The 25,332-nt window shown below is 63.2% G+C and carries 18 protein-coding genes; 12 read left to right on the forward strand and 6 right to left on the reverse strand.

From position 1 onward, the window contains the following. The first annotated feature begins 41 nt into the window (after positions 1 to 41). From CQ019_RS16795 to CQ019_RS16805, 3 genes are all read left to right on the forward strand, one after another. Positions 42 to 1,499, forward strand: a complete 1,458-nt coding sequence (locus CQ019_RS16795; protein ID WP_105570200.1) for a carbohydrate binding domain-containing protein — start codon at positions 42 to 44, stop codon at positions 1,497 to 1,499. 73 nt (positions 1,500 to 1,572) lie between these two features. Further along, positions 1,573 to 2,727 carry a hypothetical protein gene (locus CQ019_RS16800; protein WP_105570201.1) on the forward strand — a complete coding sequence of 385 codons (1,155 nt, stop codon included), beginning with the start codon at positions 1,573 to 1,575 and terminating at the stop codon, positions 2,725 to 2,727. A 3-nt stretch (positions 2,728 to 2,730) separates the two neighbouring features. Continuing rightward, positions 2,731 to 3,624 (forward strand): sulfotransferase, encoded by an 894-nt coding sequence (locus tag CQ019_RS16805; protein ID WP_105570202.1) that lies wholly within the window; start codon positions 2,731 to 2,733, stop codon positions 3,622 to 3,624. Positions 3,625 to 3,639: 15 nt separating this feature from the next. Here CQ019_RS16805 and CQ019_RS16810 read toward each other — a convergent pair whose 3' ends face one another. The 3 genes from CQ019_RS16810 to CQ019_RS16820 are packed head-to-tail and all read right to left on the reverse strand — an operon-like array spanning position 3,640 to position 7,798. Beyond that, entirely contained in the window at positions 3,640 to 4,722 is a 1,083-nt protein-coding gene (locus CQ019_RS16810; RefSeq protein ID WP_105570203.1) for a CDP-glycerol glycerophosphotransferase family protein, read from the reverse strand. Positions 4,723 to 4,726: 4 nt separating this feature from the next. Continuing rightward, the gene (locus CQ019_RS16815) at positions 4,727 to 6,262 is read right to left on the reverse strand and encodes a lipopolysaccharide biosynthesis protein (RefSeq protein WP_105570204.1); all 1,536 of its coding nucleotides are present in this window, start codon (positions 6,260 to 6,262) and stop codon (positions 4,727 to 4,729) included. A 3-nt stretch (positions 6,263 to 6,265) separates the two neighbouring features. Continuing rightward, positions 6,266 to 7,798: a Wzz/FepE/Etk N-terminal domain-containing protein gene (locus CQ019_RS16820; protein ID WP_146113391.1), complete on the reverse strand. Its 1,533-nt coding sequence runs from the start codon at positions 7,796 to 7,798 to the stop codon at positions 6,266 to 6,268. Between the two features lie 179 nt (positions 7,799 to 7,977). On the opposite strand from CQ019_RS16820, the gene pssD reads away from it, so the two are divergent. Then, positions 7,978 to 8,430 (forward strand): PssD/Cps14F family polysaccharide biosynthesis glycosyltransferase, encoded by a 453-nt coding sequence (gene pssD, locus CQ019_RS16825; protein WP_105554448.1) that lies wholly within the window; start codon positions 7,978 to 7,980, stop codon positions 8,428 to 8,430. Further along, entirely contained in the window at positions 8,427 to 9,002 is a 576-nt protein-coding gene (locus tag CQ019_RS16830; RefSeq protein ID WP_105554449.1) for a glycosyltransferase, read from the forward strand. The genes pssD and CQ019_RS16830 overlap by 4 nt, the downstream gene beginning before the upstream one ends. A gap of 6 nt (positions 9,003 to 9,008) precedes the next feature. Here CQ019_RS16830 and CQ019_RS16835 read toward each other — a convergent pair whose 3' ends face one another. Together CQ019_RS16835 and CQ019_RS16840 are read right to left on the reverse strand one after the other, a co-directional pair. Continuing rightward, positions 9,009 to 9,965: a glycosyltransferase family 2 protein gene (locus CQ019_RS16835; RefSeq protein ID WP_219843954.1), complete on the reverse strand. Its 957-nt coding sequence runs from the start codon at positions 9,963 to 9,965 to the stop codon at positions 9,009 to 9,011. 98 nt (positions 9,966 to 10,063) lie between these two features. Next, positions 10,064 to 12,181, reverse strand: coding sequence for a hypothetical protein (locus CQ019_RS16840; RefSeq protein ID WP_146113392.1), 2,118 nt, complete (start codon positions 12,179 to 12,181; stop codon positions 10,064 to 10,066). Positions 12,182 to 12,602: 421 nt separating this feature from the next. Here CQ019_RS16840 and CQ019_RS16845 point away from each other — a divergent pair, with 421 nt between their 5' ends. The 4 genes from CQ019_RS16845 to CQ019_RS16860 all read left to right on the forward strand — a co-directional run bounded on the left by CQ019_RS16845 (position 12,603) and on the right by CQ019_RS16860 (position 20,918). After that, entirely contained in the window at positions 12,603 to 17,606 is a 5,004-nt protein-coding gene (locus CQ019_RS16845; RefSeq protein ID WP_181148580.1) for a PKD domain-containing protein, read from the forward strand. Positions 17,607 to 17,608: 2 nt separating this feature from the next. Beyond that, on the forward strand, positions 17,609 to 18,157 hold the full coding sequence (locus CQ019_RS16850) for a hypothetical protein (RefSeq protein WP_105570208.1): 549 nt from the start codon (positions 17,609 to 17,611) through the stop codon (positions 18,155 to 18,157). Positions 18,158 to 18,240: 83 nt separating this feature from the next. Beyond that, the gene (locus CQ019_RS16855) at positions 18,241 to 19,098 is read left to right on the forward strand and encodes a glycerophosphodiester phosphodiesterase family protein (protein WP_181148582.1); all 858 of its coding nucleotides are present in this window, start codon (positions 18,241 to 18,243) and stop codon (positions 19,096 to 19,098) included. Then, positions 19,095 to 20,918 (forward strand): SLC13 family permease, encoded by a 1,824-nt coding sequence (locus CQ019_RS16860; RefSeq protein WP_258134074.1) that lies wholly within the window; start codon positions 19,095 to 19,097, stop codon positions 20,916 to 20,918. The genes CQ019_RS16855 and CQ019_RS16860 overlap by 4 nt, the downstream gene beginning before the upstream one ends. Here CQ019_RS16860 and cysC read toward each other — a convergent pair. Continuing rightward, positions 20,892 to 22,079: an adenylyl-sulfate kinase gene (gene cysC / locus CQ019_RS16865; protein WP_258134075.1), complete on the reverse strand. Its 1,188-nt coding sequence runs from the start codon at positions 22,077 to 22,079 to the stop codon at positions 20,892 to 20,894. The two genes, CQ019_RS16860 and cysC, sit on opposite strands and share 27 nt — an antisense overlap. A 165-nt stretch (positions 22,080 to 22,244) precedes the next feature. On the opposite strand from cysC, the gene CQ019_RS16870 reads away from it, so the two are divergent. Genes CQ019_RS16870 through cysN form a run of 3 tightly spaced genes read left to right on the forward strand, consistent with a single transcriptional unit; the run spans position 22,245 to position 25,237 of the window. Continuing rightward, a complete protein-coding gene (locus CQ019_RS16870) occupies positions 22,245 to 23,030 on the forward strand; it encodes a 3'(2'),5'-bisphosphate nucleotidase CysQ (RefSeq protein ID WP_258134077.1) in 786 nt (261 codons plus the stop codon). Positions 23,031 to 23,061: 31 nt separating this feature from the next. Continuing rightward, on the forward strand, positions 23,062 to 23,985 hold the full coding sequence (cysD, locus tag CQ019_RS16875; protein ID WP_105570212.1) for a sulfate adenylyltransferase subunit CysD: 924 nt from the start codon (positions 23,062 to 23,064) through the stop codon (positions 23,983 to 23,985). Between the two features lies 1 nt (position 23,986). After that, complete coding sequence (cysN, locus tag CQ019_RS16880; RefSeq protein ID WP_105570213.1) at positions 23,987 to 25,237, forward strand: sulfate adenylyltransferase subunit CysN; 1,251 nt, start codon at positions 23,987 to 23,989, stop codon at positions 25,235 to 25,237. Positions 25,238 to 25,332: the final 95 nt, after the last annotated feature.

Here is a 25,332-nt window from a genome sequence, read left to right on the forward strand (position 1 = left end):
CCCAATTGTATTCGGAGTAATTTTTGTCATCCTTGAATTCCATGATTCTTCCCCTTTCGCGTAGCCGCCGCTCGGCAGCCCGAGTCCTTACCGGCACTTTGGCGGCCGGCCTCGTATTCACCGGCCTTTACCCCTGGGTCGAGGTGCCCAAGGCCTCCGCAGACACACAGTACGTGGTCAATGGGACCTTCGCCTCGGGGGTGTCGGGGTGGAAGACCAACTCGAAGCAGCAGAGCATTAGCCACGTTGCGAATGGCCGAAATGGAGGCGCGGCACGGCTGTCGGCGACCACCGGTCCCGCCGGTTCCGTATTGAACGATCAGAAGTCCACCTTGACCAACGTTGCCGCCGGACAGACCTTCACCGCAACGGCCTGGGTCAAAGCGGAAGAACCAGGCATGGGTGGGCACCTGCGCGTCCGCGCTGTCGGCAACGATGGTGTCGATACGCACCGTGAATACTTCCACCTGAAGGACACGAACTGGACCAAGGTCAACTTCACGTTCACCAACACCAGAGCCGGCGCGGATTTCGACTTGAACGTCGTAGCCTATGACCTGGCTGTTGGCACCGGGCTGCTCATCGACGATGTGAAACTGACGCCGGGAACGGACGCGGTCGATGCGGACCCGAATGATCAGATCGGCGGCTACCTCACCGAGGGCGGCACCTACAGCAAGATTGGTATCCCTTCCGAGGGCGCCTACTTCGGAGCCACCGTGGGAAGCAACGGCGATCCATCGTCCTTCGAGCAAGAAGTCGGTGGAAAATTGGGCATCCGCCGTACCTTCTACGGCCCTACCCAGGTGGACTGGGCCGTGGACAACGCAAAGACCGACATCGCGAGCAAGCGTATTCCTTGGATCAGTTTCAAGCTGCCCCATTCGTGGAATGACATGGCTGCGGGCAAGGGGGACGCCTGGGCCGAGGACCTGGTGGCCAAGCTCGATGCCTTGCAGGGACCGGTGTGGTTGACCTTCCACCACGAACCAGAGGGGGACGGTCCAATCAAGGACTGGGTGGCCATGCAGAAACACCTTTCACCGATCGTGAAGAGCTCCGACAACATCGCGTTCGCCACCATCCTGACCGGTTGGCATCAGGTCTCTGGCGAGGAGCAGTACTCGCTGGAAAATACGTGGCCCGGAGATGGACTTGTCGACATCGTTGGATTCGACGTGTACAACTACGACGAGACGGTCAAGGACGGCAAAGTGCGCGGCACGAGCCCGATGGACACCTATTTCCAGGAATTCGAGGCATTTTCCGCAAAACACGATGTTGAATGGGGAATCGGCGAAACCGGAATCAACAACGAAGCGGCCGCCTCGGATCCGGAATGGATGCAACGCACCTATGACCAGATCGTCAACCGTGGAGGCATTGCGATGAGCTACTTTAATACCCACCTGAATTCGAGCACAACCTGGGAAATTACCGATAGTCTTAAGACTAAGCAATTTGGTGAAGTCCTGAAGGACTCAACCAAAATTAAATAGTCCGAGCGCTATGGGGGGCAGCTCCGTGCCTAGCTTGCAGGTGAACAGTCATGTTCCGATGGAAGGTGGGCCGGTGGCTGCCCTTTGCCATGCCCTCGGCGAATTAGGATTGGCCGGGAGGATTACGCTGGAACCGGTTGGGGTGGGCTCAGCCATGGACAGCCTGGTCATTATCCCGAGCCTCGATAACCCGCGCATCCTGGTTCCGGCGGGGCAGCGGAGGGCCGCAAGCGCTTCGCTGCAGCGTTACAGCGCAGATCTGGGGATCGCCACGCGGATGCAACGGCTGTTCGCCGCCCAGGCGGTGCGGCTTTGGGGGCCGCGGACCCCGATCGCCCGCCATCAGCTCCGTCTCGCGCGGGGGATCAACCAGGGGCTCATCGCCTACCTGTCCGAAAGTCTCGGTCAACCGGTGACGTTCAGCATGACCATCGGGAAGGTCCGCGCCAACCGGAAGCCGATTCTGCAGCTGTTCTCGACTTCCGGCGAAAGCCTTGGATTCGCGAAGGTCGGCAGCAATGAATTCACCGCACGGCTCGTGCGCCAAGAGGCGCAGACGCTGCGGGAGTTGGGCGAGCAGCGTCTGGAGCATCTGGAGTTTCCCAGCGTTTTGCATTCCGGTTCGTGGGGAGGCCTTGAATTGCTGGTCATGGGCACCTTGCCAACCACCGCACTGGCTCCGCCCAGGCGCCTGGCGCGCCTCAGGGCACGGGCGGAGGGAGAACTGCACCGGGTATTTTTCGCCGGCCGCAAGCCGCTGGGCAGTAGCCTGTGGCTCGCGAGCTGGCTATCGGCTGCCAGGCAGCACGAATCCCCGTCGCCGTTGTGGCAGCGATGGCGTACTGCCCTGGAGCAGCTGGAAGGTCGATACGGGTCGGAGCAACTGGAGTTCAGCGCCACCCACGGGGATTGGACCGCCTGGAATATGGCCGACTACCGCGGCCGATTGCAGGTGTGGGACTGGGAAAGGTTCGCTGCGAATGTACCGGCAGGCCTTGACCGCCTGCATTTCGCGGTGCATGAGGCATTCGGACGTTCAGGAGTCAGCGAACGAACTCTGCGGGCTGTGCTGGGGGAGGCGAAACGCGGGGAACAAGCGCTCGCCGCCTGCTATCTCGCGGACCTGGCCGGCAGATACCTGCTCGGGGAGCGGGAGCAACAGGTGCAAGCGGTGCAGCAGAAAACCGCAGTACTGGTAGCTGTGCTGGAAACCATTTTGGGGGATTAGCAAATGATTGGGAACAGAATACGCGCGCTGACCAAGCAGGCCAAAAAGGTGCTTCCGGCACCGGTGATCGGTGCTCTGCGTGCCGGGATGCAGGGCATAGGGATGCTGAGCGCTCCGGCGCGGACCTTGCCCGATTTCATCATCATCGGCGCGCAACGCAGCGGCACGACCTCGCTGTATCGATTGCTCTCGGCCCACCCAGCGGTCGCCCGTCCCACCGCCTCCAAAGGGATCGGGTATTTCGACGTGAACTATGCCAGGGGCATGCGCTGGTACCGCGGACACTTTCCCCTGCGTTTGACCGCCGGCATCCTGCCAGGTTCCTCCGTCCGCCAAGTCTTTGAGAGCAGCGGCTACTACTGCTTCCATCCGCGAGCCGCCGAGCGGATTTCCAAGGACCTGCCCGGCGTCAAACTCGTGATGATGCTGCGCGACCCGGTGGAACGTGCCTATTCTGCCCACCGCCACGAACTGGTCCGCGGATTCGAGACGGAGGATTTCGAAACGGCCCTCGACCTGGAGGACCGCCGGCTGGCGGGAGAAAATCAGCGGCTCATCGACGATCCGCAATACCAGAGCCACAGCCACCGGCACCACGCGTATCTGCGCCGCGGCCTGTACGCCCAGCAAATTCGTCGGATCCACGAAGCCGTGGGCAGCGACCGGCTCTACCTGATGGACGCCGATGATTTCTTCCAGCACCCCATCGAGGAATTCAGGGCCTTGCTCAAGTGGCTGGGGCTGCCGGACTCTATTCCAGACAGTGTCCCGGCGGAAAACGCGCAACCTCGGGCCGCAATGGATGAACAGCTTCGTGCTCGGCTGCGTGACTATTTTGCCGCACCGGACAGCGAGCTCGCGGAGCTGATGGGCAAGACCCCTTCGTGGCGGCGCTAGCGAAGGACAGGGGAATCACTGCAGGACAGCGGCAAGCAAACGGCTGGTGGCCTGCCCGTCTTCCAAGGGGCAGAATCGCTGCCTGAACATCTCGTAGCCCGGGGCAAAGCGATTGGCGTAGTCATCGAGCCGCAGTAGCTCGGCGATGAGTTCTTCCAGAGTTTGGGTGATGGGCCCGGGGGCCCACTGGTGATAGTCGAAGTACAGCCCGCGAGTTTGTTCGCTGTACTTCACCAGGTCATAGGGGTAGAGAATGATGGGTTTGCCGGTGACGGCGAAGTCATAGATCGCCGAAGAATAGTCCGATACCAAGACATCTGCCGCAAGGTAAAGGTCGGCAACCTCGGAGTACCTGCTGACGTCAACGACGCTGAGCCGGTCATCCTGCCACGTGCTGGCCTTGCTTTGCACCACCGTGTGAAGCCGGTTGAGCACCACGGTCCCGGCTGGCAGCAGTCGCGACATCAGTTTGTAGTCCATGGCGCTCGGGTCCCGAAAGCGACCGTGCTCGTCCTTGCTGTCATCCCGCCATGTCGGCGCGTAAAGCACCACGAGTTGATCCGGGGAAACCCCCAAACGGGCCCGCACGCGCTGGCGAATCCGCGGAGCCTGCGGCGAATTGAGGACGTCATTTCGTGGATATCCGGTCTCCAGGACAGGGCCGTCATAGCGGAACGCGGATCTGAGCAGTTCGGTGCACGTGGGGCTGGGGGACACCAGATAGTCCCATTTGCGCACATCGCGAATGACCCGCCTCATGTGGGCCGAGAAACGTTTGGAGCTCGGATGCGATTCATCGAATCCGACCTTCTTCAGCGGTGTGCCATGCCAGCATTGAATATAGGTTACCCGTGGTCCCTTGAGCAGGTGCTTGGAGACGATGTCGTTGGCGACAAGGAAATCGGTGGTCAGCAGCTTGCGGAAATAGTCCGGGGAGTGCCGTTTTACGGGCGTGCAATTCTCTGGCAGACGGGCTCCTTCCGCTGCCACCCAATCCAGTCTGATCTCCGGGTGCAGCTTGCTCACGCCTTCGGAGATGGCTCGCGGGCTGTCGGCATACCGGCCCCGCCAGCTTTCAAACAGCATGGTGCGTACCACTGGGTCATCCTTTCGCTTGGCCGGACTTCCGCTTGGGCAGAATGTGCCGGAATGTTGTCAGCCGAAGCCGCCGCCGGAAAACCCACAACGCCGCGAGGTACATCAGCACACCGGCACCCAGGGCAATCGCGAAGGGCAGGATGGCATGCGTGCCAGAGAGCGCCACAGGGAGCACGGGGCCGCCGAAACTGAGAATCGCGAGCACCGCAATGAGTGCGGCCTGCCCGCTGAAAGGATTGATTCGCAGTGCTAGGAAGACCCCGAAAAACGTGAGCACGTTGCGCAGCACAATGGCTGTGCCCCAAGCGAACGCGGCACCCTGCAACCCGAAGGCCGGAACAAAAACGAAGCACAAGCCGATATTGGCGGCCAAGCCGAGCAGCGAGATCACCAAGCTTGTGGTGCTCCGCCCGGACATCAACAGCATCGTGTCCAGCGGGCCGGCGGCAGTACCCAGCATCAAGGCCAAGCCCATCACCAGGACCACCATGCGAGCGGACGAGGTGCCGTAGTCCGGGCCGAACAGCATGAGGTAATGATCCACGCCGACAATGGCCGTGATGTACAGGGGCCAAGCCAGTCCCATATTCCAAGAGGTCGCGGTCTTGAATACTGCTTCCAGGGTCTTGATCTGATCCATCGCCAGCAATTGGCTGAAGCGCGGTTGCAGAACCTGTTGTATTGCGTGGACTCCGAACTGCCCCAAGGCCACAAAACGGGTGGCGGCAGTGTACACAGCCGCCTCTGCCGGACCGATCAGCGCGGCGACAATGACAATATCGGCACGCTGGACGATGGACTGGGAGATCCGGGAGATGGCCCTTGGCCAGGAAAACGTCCAGAATTCTCGGGCGACGGCACGGACCTCGGGCCGGGCTGGGGCCGTGGTGCTCCGGTAGGGGCGGAACACGCGGCGAAAGAGGACAACCGACAAGCCAGCGGCAACGGCATAGGGAATGGCCCAGCTCGCGGTAAGCCAGATCAGCGAGCCGCCCATCGCCGCCACCGCTAGCGCGCCCAGCGGCTGGAGGACCGGGCGAAGCAATTTTTCACTCAAGACGGTGCTCTGCACAGTTCCCAAGGCCCGTGCGGCCGCCAGGCTGAGATCGCCAAGGGCTGCCATGGGCAGTAGGAGCATCAGCAGGATGATAGTCAGCTGGCCTTCGGTGCCATGCAGGCCGATAGTCGCGGCGATGTGTCCGGACAGCAGGCTGCCTGCAAGTGCCAAGAGCAGGGCGCAGCAGAGCACCGGGTTGCGCGCGGCGCGCAGCACCAGGGGCATGTGCCCCATCCGGTCCAGCGCCTGATAGCGCATGAGGAAGCGGGCCAGACCGGCATCGGTGCCCAGCGAGCAGATGCTCAGGGCGATCACGAAAATCGAGGTCGCGGTGAATAGGGCGCCGGCGGTGCGCTGCTCAAAGCTCTGGGTGACCACCACAATGAACGCGAAGTTCAGCAATGCCGCCACCGCCGCGCCGAGCACGTTTAAGCTACCGCTGCGGGCGATGCCCGCCAAATGGAGTTGAAGTTGGGCAGCCATGGATCAGGTGGTCTTGCTTCCCGAAACTCCTTTGGACAAATGCTCGGAGCGGCCGGTGTCGGGGCGCGGCCGGTGCCGTGCCGGCTGAGCGTTCATGGGCCGGATGAGCAGGGCACGCAGCTCGGCGGCCAGGCTCACGCACACGTTCTGCGCGGCCCGGACATCCTTCCGCTTGGTGGTGCCCAGCTCGACCTCGACGAGCACGGTGGGTATGACGGACACGAGCCATTGGGTGATGGAAAGGTTCAGGTCTGGGGCGATCACCAGCACCGCATCGAATTCCTTGCCTGCGCTGATCAGGAACTCGTTGAGCCGCTCGGAAGAGAGCCCATTCTCATACTGCTTGATGAGTTCCCCCTGCCCAATGAGGCACAGCATCTGGTTTGAGCTCTGGCTCGCCTCCGCCAAGGTGCTTTGGCCGGCCAGCACCTCCCCAATGCCTGGCAGCTTGACGGTATTCCCGGATTCCACGGCTCTGCCGGTGGCGTCGATGACCAGCACCTTCAGCCCGGCCGAGGCCAGTATGTCGGCCACGGCGTTGTAGGAGAGCGGAAAATCGCACCCGCCATCGGCCGAGGCAATCAGCAGCACCCGGCGGTTGCTGTTTTGCACCATGCCCAGCAGTTCGGAGCGGAACTGCGTGAGCTTGGGAGAATTCCTGGCCAATGCAGGGTTGCTGCCATTGGCCTCGCCGCGAGATAGCTCGGCTTCGTTCAACACTCGCAGGGCATTGACCCCGAAGGACTTCAGCTCATCGACCCGGCGCAGGACCTTGTTGCTCCGGGCCATGAACACCATGATCAGCATTCCCAGTCCCAAGCCCGCCAGAAGCCCGGCGAAAGCCAGCAATTCGCGCAGGCTCAGCAGCGCGGCACGATCCAGGGCTGCTGCGGTGACTACCTGCCCCGGGTCGATGCGGGTGGTCGCCAAAGTACTTTCCCGGGCACCGAGCGAAGCGATTTGCGAGGCTCCGGCGTTCAGCTGGGCTTCCAGCGTGGTGCGTTCCAAGGCAGTGATATTCGGCTTCCCGAGTTGTTCGCTCAGCTCGCCCATATTCGCGGTCAGCTTCTCGATCTCGTCGCGGATGCCGGTGATCTGCCCTTCAAGATAGGCGGCAGCCTGATCGCTGCGGAACTCCAGGAACGCATCGGCGAAGGCCTGCGCTCCGATCACCGCGGCGTCGGGGTCATCATTCTCGAAAGTGATCTCGATCAGCTGCGTGTTGGGCGGCACGGTGGTGGTCAACTGGCGCAGCAGGGAAAGCGGATCCGAGCCCTGCCCGGTGGACTCGATGACCTTCGCGGCGACCTTGTCTGATTTCAGCACCTGGGCTTCGGTGGTCAGGTTGACCAGCTGCTCACCTCGGGTGCCAGGATAGAAGGCATTGCCATCCAGCGGCGTCACCAGGATCACCGTGGACGCGGTTTGCGCACGCGGAGCGGCGTGTCCAACCGCGAAACCGAGGCTTGCCCCCAACAAGGCCAGGACGGCGGCTATGACCCACATCTTTCTGGATGCGGACTTGAACAATGTCAAGCGAGATTTATGATCAGCGCGAGCTTCCAAGATTAGTTCCCCCAAGTTCTAATCCGCCGGGTATCGCTGTTCCCGGTAATGACTGTAATATACCTCTCATTTGCGCGTGATTCCGCAAAACCGGACGAATACTTTTTAAACCCCTGTTCGTCTGCACGCAAGATGAGTAATCTGGCCGGATGGGAACACTTTTATTTGTGGGGTCCAGCGGGGGGCACCTGGCACAAATGCTGAGCATGGACGCTTGGTGGAAGCAGCACCGGCGCGCGTGGGTCACTTTCGACACCCCGGATGCCACAAGCGCATTGCAGGGCGAAGACGTCACCTGGGCCTATCATCCGACCACCCGGAATCCAGTGAACGCGATGCGGAACCTGTGGTTGTCGATCAAGGTGTTGCGAGCTCACCGGCCGACGGCGGTTATCAGTACCGGGGCCGGGGTGGCGCTGCCCTTCTTTTTGACCGCGCGGCTGATGGGTATTCCCACCGTCTACGTGGAGGTGTATGACCGCATCGACTCGCGCACGCTGACCGGTCGGCTGTGCCGTCCGCTGTCATCCGAATTCTGTGTCCAGTGGGAAGAGCAGCTGAAATATTATCCCGGTGCCAGCGTGATCGGACCGCTGCTGTGAAATCCGCCAAACCAGATGTCACGGTGCTGGCTTTGGTCGGGACCGACCACCACCCCTTCGATCGCATGGTCAACCTGGTTGACGAGTTGCTGGCAGGACATGATCCGTCGGACGGGGCGCTGAGCTGCCTGATCCAATTCGGCACCGCCCAGGCGCCCAGTTCCGCCCAGGGCAGGGACTTCCTGGCCAAGGACGAAGTCAAAGAGCACATCGATCGAGCCGACCTGGTGCTGTGCCATGGCGGCCCGTCAACCATCGTGGAGATCCTGCGCAGCGGAAAGATGCCATTGGTGATGCCACGAGATCCGGAACGCGGAGAGCATGTGGACGGCCATCAACAGCGCTTTGCCCGGCATATGGCCGGACTGGGGCTGATCCAGCTGGTCGACTCGGTGCAACAAGTCCGTGCCGAAGTCGAGCAATTCACCGCTGGCGCCGACGAGCGGCTGAATCCCGGCATCGAATTGCCATCCCCGGCCGAGAGCGCCCTCCGGCTAGGCCGCATCGTGGACAGGCTGACCGCAGCGGCGCCGGCACAGCGATGGTGGCGCCGCGGCGGGCGGCGGCGGTAGCCAGGACTAGATGCCGCGCCCTCGGCGGTGCGCCCACCCGAGCAGCCGCTGCGCGCTGACCAGCCGTGAGACGACCGCGAGGGCCAGCAGGGCACGACGCTCGGTGGGTGAGCGCCGCAGCGTCTGCAGGGCGCCGCGAACCGCCTCCCTGCGCTGCCCGAGAGCCGCATTGGCAAAGGCCCTGCGCCCGAGGAGCCGGGCATGGCCATGCGGATCGAGGCTCAGCACCGGATGCTTGTGCAGCTCGTAGTCGATGGCCTGGATGATGACGGCCCAGTTCTGCGAGAACTGCGAGCCGCCCCAGCGGACCCGAACCAGCGGATCTGCGGCCACCGCAATGTCACCTGCCTGCACGGCACGCAGCAGCCAATCGAAATCCTCGCCGTAGCTGCCCGGCAGCTGTTCATCCACCAGCCCGATTTGATCAAGCAGGGCGCTTCGCTTGACCATCACCGAGGAGGGGTGGGCTTCCATGACCCGGCGCCGAACCAGACTGCGCAAGGTCAGGTCCTCGGCTTGCGGTACCCGGATATTGGAGTGCCCCTGGTAGTCCACGATCACCCCGGTGACCGCAGTCAGCGCGGCAGGGTCAGCGAGCACCGCGACCTGAGCCGTGAGCTTGCCTGGCAGCCAGATATCGTCGTCATCGCAGAATGCCACGTACGCCCCACGAGCCTGAAGAATTCCAGAATTCCGGGCTCCTGCCAGACCGGGCGTACGATCGTTGGCGATGACCCGCACCGTGCGGTCGCTCCCGTCGTGGACCAACGAGGTATCCGGAACGCTTTTGTCGAAGACCACGATGCACTCGATCGTTCCGTCATAGTCCTGGTCCATCACCCCTTCGATGGCCAGCTTCAACAGCTCCGGACGGTTATGCGTGGCAATGACCACGCTGACCATCGTTTCGCCGTTGGCCTCGGATGCTTCGCGTGCGGCTTGTTTTGCAGATGTGTCGCTCAATGTTCTCCCCAATCATTCACCTGGCAACTGAACTTCCTGGCTTGCCCCGCACCGGGACGGGTGCGGGCAACGCTGTGTGATATAGCTGGCTAGCGCATTTACACACCGCTTTTCCGCGGCTTGGAGCGCCGCTGCAGCGCGAGGGCCGGCAGCAGCCCGAGCAGAGACAGCGAGACAAGCACGACCTCGGGCTGGTTCTTGGATTCGCTGGTGGTCGTCGCACGCAGGATCTCACCCGCACGGGTATCGCTGACCGTCAAGTCAATGAGGGAATCGCGCAATTCAATCTCCCGCGCCAGCTCGGGGTCGATGTCCAGCAGCGAGTCCACCTCAATTTGCTCGGGGGTATCGGGCGACAACGCCATCAGCTGCTCCTGAAGATCCCGCAAGACCTGTTCCTTGCGCTGGGCCAGGAACTCGTTTCGCACCGCCAGATACTCCTCGGCAATCAGGCTCATCACCTCGGTGGTCCGCCGCTTGTCGGTGCTCGCGTAGTTCAAATGCAGCACGCGGCTATTGGGCGTGGCGGAAATCGACACGGCGCTGCGGATCTCGGCATTGCTCAGCTCCGGATAGGCGGCGTTGACCTTGTCCAGCGTGCTCTGCGTGAGCACCAGAGCCGCTTCGGTATCCACGGTGATGCTGCGCGAACCCTCACCCGCCGTGCCGGATAAATACATCGGGGTGGGAGCCAGCAATAGCGAGGTCTGCGCGATGTATTGGGCGGGTCTGCTCGACGTCCAGAGCACACCGAGCGCCAGCGCGCAGGACATCGCCGACAGCAGCACGATCTTCTGCCGGCGGTGCAGCACGAAATAGCCGGTGAGCTGAGGCAAGTCCTGCGGATCGAGTGCGGCGTAGCGTTCCCGCCACATCAGCCCCAGCCCGAGCATGATCGTCAGCAGCGGCATGCCCAGGGTGTCGTAGATGAACATCTGCAGGGCGAAAAAGCACAGCAGGGACATCCCTACCAGCTGCAACGCAGTCTGCACGCGCCAGAAATGCCACGCCTGCCAGAGGAAGAAGAGCAGGAAGAACGCGGCCCCTACCAAGCCTTGGGAAAAGATCACCAGCCAGATATGACCCTGCGTTCCCAACGGCGGCACCTCGCAGGCGGGACAGTCCGGGGTGCCGCCACCGGCGATGGACGCGAAGCTTCCCTGGATGTCGCGGGTGCTGCCGAAACCGGCCACCGGGGATCCCTCGGCGGTGCTCAGCACGGTCTGCGTCAGCAGCTGCGAGCGGCGTTCGTTGCTGTGCGCGTTGTCAAGCCTTTCAAGAGCGGTATCGGCCAGCGGGCTAATCGAGAAAGCGACGGCACCAACCAGGACCGTGAGCACCACGGCGGCCACGAGCTTGAAACGGTGCCGCTGCGGGCCGCGCACCGCAATGTAGCCAAGCAGGATGAGCAGCCCCAGCCCCAGCGAGGCCCAGAGCCCGCGGTTCATCGATTGGACCACCGGAATGGTGGCCAGGGCCAGTATCGCTATCCCCAGAACGCGGCGCCAACCGGCACGCTTCGAGAACCAGCCGAGAATGAAAAACGGCAGGAACAACGAGAAATTACTGCCCCAGCTGTTGGCAAAAGCGAACGGCGCGATCGGCCGGTATTCGGGCCGTCCCAGGAAATTGGTCAGACTCGCCGCGGCGGGGTGCGCGATGGAATTAATCAGGCTGTTGGAACGCAAGGACTCCGGCAAGAGCAGTTCCACCAGGGAAGTCACTTCAATGCGCGGGGCCAAGACGCCCAACAAGCCGCCGGCGACCACAAAAATGAACATCCACCCCATGAGGCGCACGACAAGAGCGTTGCTTAGTTCTTCCTTCTTGGTGTTGATGATCCACAGCAGCATGACCGTACAGCTGAGGTACCACAAGAAGCGGTACCCGAAGACGAGGACCCGGCTGAACCCGCCGCCTGGAACGGCTCCGGGGGCGTTCGCCCAGAGCAGGAATAAGCTGGCGGACATCCAAACCAGGAACAGCAGCCACCAGCCGAAGCCCTTGGGAGTGGCCAGGCTGCGTTTCTTGGCCAATTGCCAGAGCAGGGGCACCGCGAGCAGGATGGGAAGGATCGCGCTGAGTCCCAACAGCCACCACAAGGGGAAACCGAGGACCAGCAGGACCAGCGGCCACGTTGTCCGAGTGAGCATTTTTGGGTGCGACGAATCCTCGGTATCCGAAGATACCGCCGATGGCACCAAACTGACCTGCACGAATCCGCACCCCCAAAGCGCGTCGAGCCTGCTCCCGCTATGGTTCGCACCATTCCCAATTGAGCAGTTACTTGAGCGTACCGACAAGCGCGAACCCTGACAAGGTATCCGGCGGCAATCCATCGAGTACCGAAGGGGACCGGGACGGTTTCAGCATTCATCCGGCCGCTGCCTTGCCCCTTGTCGCATTGGGGCAAAGGCCATACTCTAATCGGCCGCAAACTACTTGATTCCCCGGCTAGATCTGTTCGGGAATCGGAATGTGGCGCATAATTTGTCCTAATCGTGCTGCGTGGGTTGGGGTTCGCGCAAACCAGGGAAATTGTGGTGCTGCGCGGTGGATCATGTCACTTTTTGGGGGAAGGGCAATTCCATGATTAATCGGCATGGGACTTTCGGAAAATATTTGCGGAGTCTATTCGTGGCAGTGCTTGCCTCGGCGGCTATGGTCATCACGCTGCTGGTGGCTCCGCCGCCGCCGGCCCAAGGCGCGTTTCCCGGCGACCATGGCAATATCGTCAGTACGGAGCCCAGCAGCAATACCCCGCATGTTTTGGACGGCTATGTCAGGGGATTCGCCCACGTTGGCCCAAATACTATTGCGGTCGGAAACTTCACGCAGGTGCGAAATCCCGGAAGCGACACCCCGGTAATCTCGCGCACCAATATCTTTTCTTTCAACACCGAGACCGGGCAGGTCAATTCGGACTTCACACCTCAGGTCAACGGAGAAGTCACCGATATCATCCCGGCCGGTGACGGCGTTAATGTCTTCATCGGCGGTGGCTTCAACGAGGTCAACGGCGCCACGACCCGTGCCGTGGCCAAGCTCAATGGACAGACCGGACAAAAGACTGCCGGATTTACCACCCCCGCCTTCAACGGCCGGGTCACCCAGGTGCTGCTGAAGAACGACACGTTGTACGTCTCGGGCCGTTTTACCAAGGTCGGCAGCGCCGACCGCACCCTGTTGGCCGGGCTGAACCCGGACACCGGCGCGGTGCTGGAGAACGTCGACGTGCTTTTCGAGGAACCGCGCAAGGGCACGCTGAACCTGTACAGCATGGACATCACCCCGGATGGGTCCCGGCTCATCGGCATCGGCAACTTCCTCAAGGTCAATGGCGAGCGCCATCCGCAGATCGTGATGCTGGCCCTCGACTCCACCGGCGCCACCACCGCACCATGGGCCACCGAACGGTATGCGCCGGCCTGCTCCTCTTCCTTCGACAGCTACATGCGCGACGTTGAATTTTCCCCGGACGGATCCTATTTCGTGGTCGTCACCACCGGAGCCTACTTCCGCGGCACCCTGTGCGACACCGCCGCCAGGTTCGAGACCGGGGCCGTGGGCACCGCCCAGGAGCCGACGTGGATCGACTACACCGGCGGCGATACCTTGATTTCGGTTTCGGTCACCGAACGCGTGGTCTACGTCGGTGGGCACCAGCGATGGATGAACAACCCCTTTGCCGGGGACCGGGTCGGGCCCGGCGCCGTATCCCGCGAGGGGCTGGCCGCACTCGATGTGCGCAACGGCATGCCCTTTAGCTGGAACCCGGGCCGCACCCGAGGCTACGGCGTCTACCAATTCCTGGCGGACGACCAGGGACTGTGGATCGGCAGCGATACCGACCGGATATCCGGCTGGCAGTACCGTGGGCGCATCGCCTATATGCCGTTGGCCAACGGCGTGCAGTTCCCGCACGACAATGTCGGCAACGCGGACAACCCGCTGTTCTTGATCGATTCCGCCGAAGCCACCGGAGAGACCGAGCTGGTCATGCGCGAGCTGTCTTCGGCGGGCTTGGCGACCAGCCAGAGCGTTTCGACTAACGTCGACTGGTCCGGAGTGCGCGCGGCGTTCATGGTCGATGGCTGGGTTTATACGGCCAACTCCGATGGCACCTTGCAGCGCCGGACCTTCGACGGGACCAGCTTCGGTGCCGCCGAGAATATCGACCTGAATCTGCTCACCGCCTTTGCCAGCGAGATGACCTCGATGACCTCTGCCTTCTTCGATCCGGAAACGGCGCGCATGTATTTCACCCGCGGCGGGTCAAGCACGCTGAACTACCGCTACTTCAACACCGAGAGCACGATTACCGGTGCCGAATTGTATGCCGCCCCTTCCAGCGGGGCGGCTATCAACTGGAGCCGGGTCAAATCCGCATTCCTTTCGGGCGACACCCTCCACGTTGCCGACAACACCGGAGAGCTGAGTACCTGGGAATGGGATTCGACGCTGGGCAACGTGGTTCCGGACTCGCAGCGGGCCGTCTCCGGTCCGCGGGTGGACGGCGTGGACTGGAGCAGCCAGGATCTGTTCGTCTTGGCAGGAAACCATCCCGCCGAGGAGCTTGAGGTCCTTGACCCGAACGTCGAGTTCGAGGCCACGATCAGCGGCGCCACGGTGAACTTCGACTCCGCGGGCAGCAGCACGCAGGACGGCACCATCACGAACTACGAGTGGGACTACGGGGACGGAAACACCGCGGTGGGTCCGGTTGCCCAGCACACCTATGGCGAACCGGGCAGCTACACGGTGGCCCTGAAGATCACCACCAGCTCCGGCGAAGTGGGCGAGGCCAGCCGCATCATCGTAGTGGGCGGGAGCAATACCGGCCCTGACATTCCGGACGACCCCTATGGGGAAGCGGTGTACAACGATGTCCCGGAGATCTACTGGCGGTTGAATGACGCCACGGGCGGTACCGCGGTGGATGCCTCCGGCGGTGAAAGCCACGGCACCTACCGGCGCTTCGTAACCCGGGGGACCGAGGGCGCACTGGTCGGCGAGGATGACAAGGCGATCAGCTTCACCAGCAATTCCTCGTTCAGCTACGGATGGATCTCCAGCAACAACAGCTACACGAATCCCGGGCCGTTCTCCGTGGAGGCCTGGTTCAAGACCTCGAGCACGCAGGGCGGCACCATCGCCTCCTTCGGCAATCGCGCCGATCAGCTCTCGAACCAGCATGACCGCAAGATCTTCCTGACGAATTCCGGCCAGCTGGTCTTCGGCACCTATCCCGGATCCGAGGCCCGGGCCACCACCAGCAACGCCTACAACGACGACGCCTGGCACCATGTGGTGGCCACCCAAGGCAGCGAGGGCATGCGGCTCTACGTCGACGGTGCGCTGGCCGCAAGCCATCCGGCAACCACGGCGGAGAATTTCACCGGGTACTGGAAGGTCGGCGCCGAAACCACCTGGTCCGGCAACAGCCGTGCCTGGCTGATCGGTTCGGTGGACGAGTTCGCGGTCTACGGAAGGGCATTGAGCGCCGAACAGGCGGCCGAGCACTATACGCTGGGCAGCAACGAACCGCCGGCAAACCAGCTGCCGGTGGCCGAATTCGACGCAAGCGCGCACAGCCTGACGATTTCGGTTGATGGATCGGCATCCAGCGACCCGGACGGCACGCTCGCCTCCTACGAATGGGACTTCGGGGATGGGAATACCGCCCAGGGGATATTCGTCAACCACAGCTACGCCGAGGACGGCGACTACGAGGTCACCCTGACAGTGACGGACAACCGCGGTGCCACCGCTTCGAAGACCGAAACGGTGAGCGTGCAGCAGTTGCCCAACGAGCTTCCCAACGCCGATTTCACGGCTTCCTCGCTCGGCTTGGATGTCACCCTGGATGCCGCCGCGGCCAGCGACCCGGACGGAACCATCCAGGAGTACTCCTGGGACTTGGGAGACGGGAATACCGCCACGGGCCAGGTCGTGGAGCATGAGTACGCCGAGGCCGGCAGCTATCAGGTCACCTTGACCGTGACCGACGATCGAGCCGGACAGCACAGCGTGACCAAGGAGATCCCGGTCACGCAGATCGCCCCGGCAAGCTTCGTGGATTCCGCGGCGAGATATATGAACAGCTCCAATGCCCAATTGCAGCTGCCCGCGGGCATCGAGCCTGGGGACGGGATCATCATGTTGACCACGTCGAATTCGACCAGTGTCAGTATGGAGGAACCGAGCGGCGTCACCGGCTGGAGCAAGCTGGGCCAGGAAGCCGTGGGCGGGGTGCATACCAGGGCCTACGCCAAGGTAGCCACCGCCGAGGACGCCGGAGCCACGGTGACGCTGCCTACGGGGTCGATGCTGAAGACAACCATCCACGCGCTGGTGTACCGCGGCATTTCCGCGGACTGGATCGCCGATTCGGCCGCGGTAGTGACTACCAGCAGCTCTGTGGAGAAAGTGACTCCAGCCGTGGCCGTCGAGCAGCCGGGCAGCACGGTGATCAGCTACTGGGCCGATAAGGGAAGCATCGAGAATTCGATCACCCCTGCCGCGGAGACCGAGCCGCGCGGGACCGCGGTGGGCAGCGGCAACGGGCGCATCGTCTCGGTAGCCGCCGATCAGCAGACGCTGACCACCGGGCTCACCGGCGGGGTAGTGGGCACGATGGATGTCGCTTCGGTCCGCACGGCCATGTGGTCCATTGTCATCAATCCCGGTTCCTCCTCGGTACCGGAACCGAACCAGCCTCCGGTGGCCGACTTCGCCGTCGAGGTTGACGGCCTGGACATCGCCGTTGACGGAAACGCTTCGACGGACCCGGATGGAGAGATCGCCGAGCATGCGTGGGACTTCGGAGACGGGAACACCGCCACCGGGGCCGCCGCCAGCCACAGCTACGCCGAGGGCGGGGACTACACGCTCACGCTGCGCGTCACCGATGGCGAGGGCCTCCAATCCGAGCCGGTCACGCAGACGGTGAGCATCACCGCGCCGGAACCAGACCCTGACCCTGACCCGGACCCCGGGCAGGTCGTTGACTTCGTGGCCGGGGTCGAGGCGAACCTGTCCAGCAGCCTGCCGCGCTTAAACGTTCCGGAGTCGGTCCAGGAGGGTGATGGGCTGCTGCTGATGGCGACGGTCAACTCCTCCACCGCGGCCCTGGACGAGCCGGCCGGCGTCACCGGATGGACCTTGCAGGATTCCCTGCAAGAGGACGGTACGCACACGGTGCTGTACTCGAAGGTCGCCGCCGCCTCCGACGCCGGAACCCAGGTCTCCATACCGCTAAGCACAACGGCCAAAACGGGGATCCACCTCCTGGCCTACCGGGGCATTGGCGAGGCGTGGGTGCAAGACTCCGCCATCGAACTGCTCCGTACCAATGGGGTGGAGAAAATCGCTCCGCAAGTGGAGGCTAGCGGTGGCGGATTGACCGTGCTTGGCTACTGGGCGGATAAGGGAAGCCAGGACAACGCGCTTACGGCGCAGCCCGAGTTGCTGGACCGCGGCAGCACCGTCGGTTCCGGCGGCGGGCGGATCACCTCGCTGGTAGCCCAGAGCGACGGCGCGGTTCCAGCCGGTACCGTGGGCGGCTTTGCCGCCACCTTGGACAGTGCCGGAGCGCGAACCGTTGCCATGACGGTGACGCTGGCAGGAAAGGATGAATAATCATGTCCAACACCCTTGAACGGCAGAAGAACTCCAAGCCGGCGCGGACCCGCTGGCTGCTGGCGATCCTCGGCGCGCTGCTGGTCGTGGCGCTGGCCACCTGGCTGATCATCAATGCCCTGGGCGGCTCCGGCCCGCAAGGCCAGGAAACCGGGAACGAGCCGGAGGGCGGTGGTGCGGTGGCGGCCGGGGAAGCCGAAGACCAGGGGCCCGCCGAGCCGATCACCACCTTCGAAGGGGCCACGTCCGGGGACTGGCCGGAGGCTCCACAGGACAGCGTGGGCTGCGGCTACGTGGCCGAGCGGCTGGGCACCATCAACCAGGACGTACAGCTGCAGGGCGTGGACGCAATCCGCGGCTGGCTGGATGCCATCGATGATCTGCAAGGCGATCCCTCGGTCACCGAGCACAGCCAGCAGTTCGATGCGGTCAAGCGCAGCTGGAGCACCGTCCTGGCGGTGGAAGCCGACGAGGAGCAAGACGGCGAGAAGCAGCTGGAAGAGGCCGAGCAGTCGCTGGAGGTGCTGATCAAAAGCGTTGAATGCAACTAAATAGCACTATCGGCAGGCACCGGGAACCAGCTCTTGGACTCTGGTGCTTGCCTATTGAATCCATGTATTACTGGGGAGGATCCATGAATTCGCCAAGGCCCGGGGGAATCCGGGCACGAAGCGCCGCCGGGTGCGTAGTCATTGTGCTGGCGGCCCTGATGGCCGGGTGCACCAATGGGGCCGGCACCGAAACGACCGCCGAACCGGCAGCCACCGACGCGCCGGCGGCTCAGCCATTGACCTTGATCGCGCACCGCAGCGCCTGGCGGGTGTATCCGGAATCCTCGGCGGAAGCCATGCAGGCGCTGGCCAACACCGGCTATCCGATCGAATTCGACTTGCGTCCCCTGGCCGACGGCACGCTGGTTCCAAGCCATGACCCGCTGGCCGACCGGAGCCTGGAAGGCGTCACCGGACCGTTAGAAGAACTTTCGCTGGAGCAGTGGGAGCTGGCCAAGGTGCGTTCCCAAGACGGCGAAACGCTCGGAAGCACCACCACCTGGCCGGAGATCCTGGACGAATACACCACGGGCAACGTGCTGTTCCCCGAGCTGAAGCGACCGGTGCCGGATTTGGAGGATTTCACCGCGTCCGTGACCAGCCGGCAAATCCAGGGCTCGGTGATCGTGCAAACCTACGACTACGCCGCCGCCGTGCAGCTGGCCGACAGCGGGTTGCAGGCCTTGCTCCTGCTGCTGCAGGAGATGCCGGAGCCCGCGGAGATCAAGGCCCAAGGGATCGACTACGTGGGGGCCTCCCGAGATCTTCCCACGGACTATATTCGCGCGCTCAAGGATGCCGGGCTGACGGTGTACATCTACACGATCAATAGCACCGAACGGCTGATGCCGTACCTGGAGCTGGGAATCGACGGCGTATACACCGATGACCCGTGGAAGCTGGAGCGGTTGATCATCGAGGAGGGGCTTTTCGATGAGTGAGCCGCACCCGTCTGGAACCTGCAAACTGCGGGACACCGCACCGGTGGGACCAGCAGATGGGCATTGAAGCGTACATCACCTTCGCGGTGATTATCGGGGTGCTCGCCGCCCTGGCCTGGGGGCGGTTGCCGGCGGATGTGGTGCTGATGGGCGCGGTGCTCATCTTGCTGCTCTCCGGCGTCCTGGAACCTGCCGAGGCGCTGGTAGGTTTTGCCAATCCCGGAGTCATCACCGTGGCGGTGCTGTATATCGTCGCGGCGGGCCTGAAGGAAACCGGAGCGGTGCAATGGCTCGCCAACCTGTTGCTCGGCCGGCCTAAGACCCAGCGCGGCGCCTATGCGCGGCTCGCCTTCCCGGTCGGAGCTCTCAGCGCATTCCTGAACAACACCACGGTGGTGGCCATGCTGCTGCCCGCCATCCAGGACTGGTCCGGACGGCTGCGCATCCCGGTCTCCAAAATGCTGATCCCGCTCAGCTACATGGCGATCCTCGGCGGTACCGCCACGCTGATCGGGACCAGCACCAACCTCGTTATCGACGGGCTGCTGCAATCCGAACGCGGTGTGTCGCTGGGCATGTTCGACATTGCCGCGATCGGCGTGCCGCTGGCGGTGACCGGGGCGCTGTTCCTGATCCTCTTTGCCGGCAAATTGCTGCCCACCCGGCACGGCGCCCTGGAGCAGCTGCAGGCGGCCCGCCAGTATGCCGTCGAGTTCCAGGTCACCGAGGACGGCCCGGTGCGGAACAAGACCATTGCGGCCGCCGGGCTGCGCAGCCTGAACTATTGCTATTTGGCCGAGATACAGCGGGAGCAGAACCTCGTTTCGGACGTCGGACCCGAAACCGTCCTGCATTCCGGGGACCGGCTGACCTTCATCGGCGACCCGCGCTGCGCCGGTGAGTTGCGCAAGGTGCGCGGCCTGCAGCCATCGGCTGGGGATGTGGGGAAACTGGACGTGGATCACTTCCAGCGCCGGCTGGTGGAAGTCGTGATCGGCCCGGACTTCGCGGGACTGGGAATGGCCGTGCGCGAGTCCCGGTTCCGTTCGCGCTACAAGGCCGTGGTGCTCTCGATTTCCCGTGCGGGCCAGCGCTTGCCCGGAAAGATCGGGGATATCGAATTGCGGGTGGGCGACGCGCTGCTGCTCGAAGCGAGCCTGGACTTCGTCGAGCAATACCGGTTCCGCCGGGATTTCCTGCTGGTCAGCCCGATCAACGATGAGTCCCCGGCCAATTTCCGCAGAGCCCCCTGGGCGGTGGCGATCCTGGTGCTCATGGTGCTGCTCAATGCCCTCGGCCTGCTGGAAGTGATCGTCGCCGCCCTGGTTGCCGCCGGGTTGATGCTGGCCACCGGGTGCGTGGCACTTGGCAAGCTGCGCCGCTATATCGATATCCAGGTGATCATCGTGATCTCGGCCTCTTTTTCGCTGGGCGTGGCGATGACCAAAACCGGGGCAGCCAGCTGGCTGGCGCACACCCTGCTGTCCGTCGGCGGCGGCCCGTGGATGGCCTTGGCCGCGGTATTCTTCCTGACGGTTCTGTGCACCGAGCTGTTGACCAATAACGCGGCCGCGGTGCTGGTGTTCCCGATAGCCATGGAGATTGCCGATCAGATCGGCGCGGACTTCATGCCCTTCGCCGTGGCCGTGATGATCGCGGCCTCGGCCAGCTTCATCACGCCGCTGGGTTACCAGACCAACCTGATGGTCATGGGTCCCGGCGGGTACCGGATGCAGGACTTCGTGCGCATCGGGATACCGATGACGCTGCTGACCGCGAGCGTCGCCTTGGGTCTAATTCCGCTCTTCTGGCCTTTCTAGCCCGCCTGGCCCGGCAAGCTCGGGCGGCAGCACCTCCATGGCCTGCGCGGTGGCCGCCTCGATGCTTAACTGCGACAGATCCAGCCGGAGATCCGCTTGGACCGGCACCTCATAGGGTGAATCGATGCCCGTGAAGTCCGCGATCAGCCCCGCCCTGGCCTTGGCGTACAGTCCCTTGCGGTCGCGTTGTTCGCAGACTTCCAAGGGGGTACTGACATGGATCAGCGTAAATGATCCTACGGCCTCGGCCAGCCGCCTGACCGTGCTGCGAGCCTGCGCGAACGGGGCAATGGGCGCGCAGATCGCAAGGCCCCCGGCCTCGCTGATCCGGGCGGCGATCCAGCCGATCCGCTCGACATTGGTTTCCCGCTCCGCCCGGGAAAAGCCCAGCCCCTTGGAGACATAGCGCCGCACCTCATCGCCGTCGAGCAGCACGGCGCGTTGGCGGGAATGCGCGTGGACCTGCTGCTGAATGGCCCTGGCCAGGGTGGACTTCCCGGACCCGGACAGGCCGGTGAGCAGCACCACCGCGCCCGGCCGGGCATCCGGATGCATGGCACCTTGCCGGAAGTCGTCCAGTACCACCGCGGAGAGCCGAGCGATCAGCTCCGGGGGAGAGAACCCGGGGGGAACGATCAGATGCCGGCCCGAGCGGGCACCGATCAGCTGCGCGGCGGAGCAAAGCTGATCCATGAGCGTGGCGAATCCGGCGCCGTGGGCCTCCGGGGTTGAGACGACCAGCAGCAGCGTGACGTCTGCCAGGTCTGGGTGCTGCTGACGCAGCTGCAGCAGTTGCCCCGGCGTGGGCGCATGATCGAAGAGCACGATGCGCTCGGCGCGCAGCGGGCCGGTGACTCGCAGATCGCGGAAGGCTCCGTGCTCGGCGGGGGCAAGGGCCACCAGGCCAGCGGCGTCGCCCCCGGAGGCCAGCCTCAGCCTCGCCAGAGGTGTTCCGTCGGGATCGGCAAGAAGCAGGTGCCTGTTTTGCCCGGCCAAGGTCTGCGCGCCGGCTCCGCCTGCTGCGGGCCAATGGCGAGCCAGGGCGTGCTCGACAGAGCCAGGCTCTGCCAGGCCGCCCAGCGCCAATTCCAAGACATCCAGATCCCCCGGATCCATGTGGATGACTTCTTCTTGCGCGGTGCGGTGATCTTCGGATTCCATTGGGTCCCCTCCCATGGATGAATATGGCCATCCTAGGCTCCCGGCAGTCGTGTGTCACGGATTGGGCAGGGCTGGGGAATAATCCGGGCAACGCCTATCATCTTGCACCCAAAGCTGGATACTATGATCTAAACCACATGGCGCATATTTTTGTTCCATGTGACCTTGAGGGGTCAAGGAGGGGGGCAAATGGGGGACTTGTCGCGCGCCATCCAGCTAGCCGACGGCGCCGGAGCGATACTGCTCGAGTTGCGCAAGCACGCGCAATCGCGCGGCCTGAGCGGGCGGGAACTGAAAGACGCCGGGGACCGGGCCGCCCACGAATACCTGATAGCCGCGCTGGCGCAATCGCACTCCCAGGACGCCGTACTGTCCGAGGAAGCGGCAGACAATCCCGTACGGCTGGAGCGCGAGCGGGTCTGGATCATCGATCCCTTGGACGGGACCCGCGAGTATTCAGAGTACCGGGATGACTGGGCGGTGCATGTGGCGCTGTGGGAACGCGGCCAGCTGACCGCCGGCGCGGTGGCGCTGCCGGGCCTGCACTCCATCTTCAGCAGTGCGCCACGCGAGCTGGCAACCAACTGGCCGGCACACGGGAGGCTGCGGTTCGCAGTATCCCGCACCAGGGCGCACGACAGCGTGCTGCGGGCGGCCGAAGCATTGGATGCGGAACTGATCCCGATGGGATCGGCCGGATACAAGACCTGCGCGGTGATCCGCGGGGAAGCCGATGCCTACATCCACGCCGGCGGCCAGTTCGAATGGGACTCCGCGGCGCCCGTCGCGGTGGCCCGCGCCAGCGGATTGCACGCCAGCCGGGTCGACGGCTCGGAACTCGCCTACAACGGGGCCGACCCGTATCTACCGGATCTGCTCGTCTGCAGGCAGGAGATCAGCAAGCTGCTCGTCGACACGATGGCACGCTGCGCCAGGCCGGTTTCCGGCTAGCGAGAAGAAAAGGAACTTTGGGGGGTTCACATTGAAAACGAAAACCACGGCGGGACTGAAGTACCAGCTGGACCAATTGACGGCGCTCGAGGCGGAATCGATCTTTATCATCCGCGAAGTTGTTGCCGAACTCGAACGGCCCGGACTGCTGTTTTCCGGAGGAAAGGACTCGGCGGTGCTGCTGCACCTGGCGGCCAAGGCCTTTGCCCCGGCGGCCATACCGTTCCCGGTGGTGCACATCGATACCGGGCACAACTTCCAGGAGGTGCTGGACTTCCGCGATGCCGAAGTGGCCCGCAGGGGAGTGCGGCTCATCATCGGATCGGTGCAGAAGGCCATTGACGCGGGGGATCTGGTCGAGGAGCGCGGTGGTTCGCGCAACCGCATTCAGACCCCCGTGCTGCTGGACACCATCGAGAAAAATGATCTCAACGCCTTGATGGGCGGCGCTCGCCGAGATGAGGAAAAGGCCCGGGCCAAGGAACGGGTGTTCTCCTTCCGTGATGAATTCGGGCAGTGGGATCCAAGGAACCAGCGCCCGGAATTGTGGAGCCTGTACAACAGCAAGCTGAATTACGGAGAAAGCCTCAGGGTCTTCCCGCTATCGAATTGGACCGAACTGGATATCTGGAACTACATACTGCGCGAGAACGTTTTGCTGCCCTCGATCTACTACGCCCATGAACGCGAGGTCTTCGAACGCAACCAAATGATCTTCGGGGTGCACGCCTTCTGCCAGCCCAGGGATCATGAGCCGGTGCGGACCCAGCTGGTCCGCTACCGCACCGTGGGGGACGCCAGCCTCACCGCGGCGGTAGCCTCCAGCGCGACGACGGCAGCTCAGGTCGTGGAGGAAGTAGCCATCTCCAGGATCACCGAGCGCGGGGCGACCCGGGGGGATGACCAGGTCAGCGAGGCGGCCATGGAAGACCGCAAGAAGGAAGGGTACTTCTAAAATGGACTTGTTACGCATTGCCACCGCCGGGTCGGTAGACGACGGAAAGAGCACCTTGATTGGCCGGCTGCTCTTCGATTCCAAGGCCATTTTCACCGACCAACTGGCCTCGGTGGAGAAAACCAGCCAGGAGCGCGGCACGGACTACACCGATCTGGCGCTGTTGACCGATGGCCTGCGCGCCGAGCGTGAGCAGGGCATCACCATCGATGTGGCGTACCGCTACTTTGCGACGCCGAAGCGCAAATTCATCGTGGCCGATACCCCGGGGCATATCCAGTACACCCGCAATATGGTCACCGGCGCCTCCACCTCGGATCTATCGATCATTCTGGTGGATGCCCGCAAGGGGCTGGTGGAGCAGTCCCGGCGCCATGCTTTCTTGGTGTCCTTGCTCAATGTGCCGCATCTGGTGGTCGCGGTGAACAAGATGGATCTGGTCGATTGGTCAGAAGAGGTGTTTGAGCAGATCCGCAGCGAATTCACCAACTACGCGGCCCGGCTGAACATCACCGATATCCAGGTGATCCCGGTGTCCGCATTGACCGGCGACAATTTGGTGACCCGCTCGGAAAACATGCCGTGGTACCAGGGCGCTTCGCTGATGCACCACCTGGAGAATGTGCAGATCGCCAGTGACCTGAACATGGTGGATGTGCGCTTCCCGGTGCAGTATGTGATTCGCCCGCATAACAACGATTACCACGACTACCGCGGTTACGCCGGCCAGGTGGCCAGCGGCGTGCTGAAGGCCGGAGACCACGTGGTGGTGCTGCCCAGCGGCCTGCCCTCCACCATCAAGGAGGTCCGCACCGCCGACGGCCCGGTGTCCGAAGCCTACCCGCCGATGTCGGTGACCATCCGGCTGGATGATGAACTCGATATATCCCGCGGGGATATGATCGTTCGTCCCAATAACCAGCCGAAGGTGGCGCAGAATTTCGAGGCCATGATCTGCTGGATGAGCGAAAAGCCCATGCACGTCGGGCAGAAGCTTGCGATCAAGCACACCACGAAGACCGCCAGAGCGCTGATCAAGGAGCTGCGGTATGGGCTGAACATCAACACCTTGCACCGCGACGAGGGAGTCGATGTGCTGCAACTGAACGAGATCGGCCGGATAAACATGCGCACTACGCAACCCTTATTGGCTGATGAGTACCAGAAGAACCGAATCACCGGTGGATTCATCCTGATCGATGAAATTACCAACAATACGGTGGCCGCGGGAATGATTATCGAAGCGGAGTAGCCGTGAACCGCCGGTAGATGCTGAAGGCGGAGAACTTCCTTAGATTGTTGTGATTCTCGCCTCGGGTGAAGGCTCTGCACGCGACAAAAAAGGAA

It is taken from the genome of Arthrobacter sp. MYb229 (assembly GCF_002975405.1).
GTDB lineage: Bacteria > Actinomycetota > Actinomycetes > Actinomycetales > Micrococcaceae > Glutamicibacter.

What these genes read in the sequence shown, in the direction of transcription:
- CQ019_RS16795 (WP_105570200.1), top strand. Translation starts at nt 42, where the DNA reads ATGATTCTTCCCCTTTCGCGTAGCCGCCGCTCGGCAGCCCGAGTCCTT.
- CQ019_RS16805 (WP_105570202.1), top strand. Translation starts at nt 2,731, where the DNA reads ATGATTGGGAACAGAATACGCGCGCTGACCAAGCAGGCCAAAAAGGTG.
- CQ019_RS16815 (WP_105570204.1), bottom strand. Translation starts at nt 6,262, where the DNA reads ATGGCTGCCCAACTTCAACTCCATTTGGCGGGCATCGCCCGCAGCGGT.
- pssD (WP_105554448.1), top strand. Translation starts at nt 7,978, where the DNA reads ATGGGAACACTTTTATTTGTGGGGTCCAGCGGGGGGCACCTGGCACAA.
- CQ019_RS16850 (WP_105570208.1), top strand. Translation starts at nt 17,609, where the DNA reads ATGTCCAACACCCTTGAACGGCAGAAGAACTCCAAGCCGGCGCGGACC.
- CQ019_RS16855 (WP_181148582.1), top strand. Translation starts at nt 18,241, where the DNA reads ATGAATTCGCCAAGGCCCGGGGGAATCCGGGCACGAAGCGCCGCCGGG.
- cysC (WP_258134075.1), bottom strand. Translation starts at nt 22,079, where the DNA reads ATGGAATCCGAAGATCACCGCACCGCGCAAGAAGAAGTCATCCACATG.
- cysN (WP_105570213.1), top strand. Translation starts at nt 23,987, where the DNA reads ATGGACTTGTTACGCATTGCCACCGCCGGGTCGGTAGACGACGGAAAG.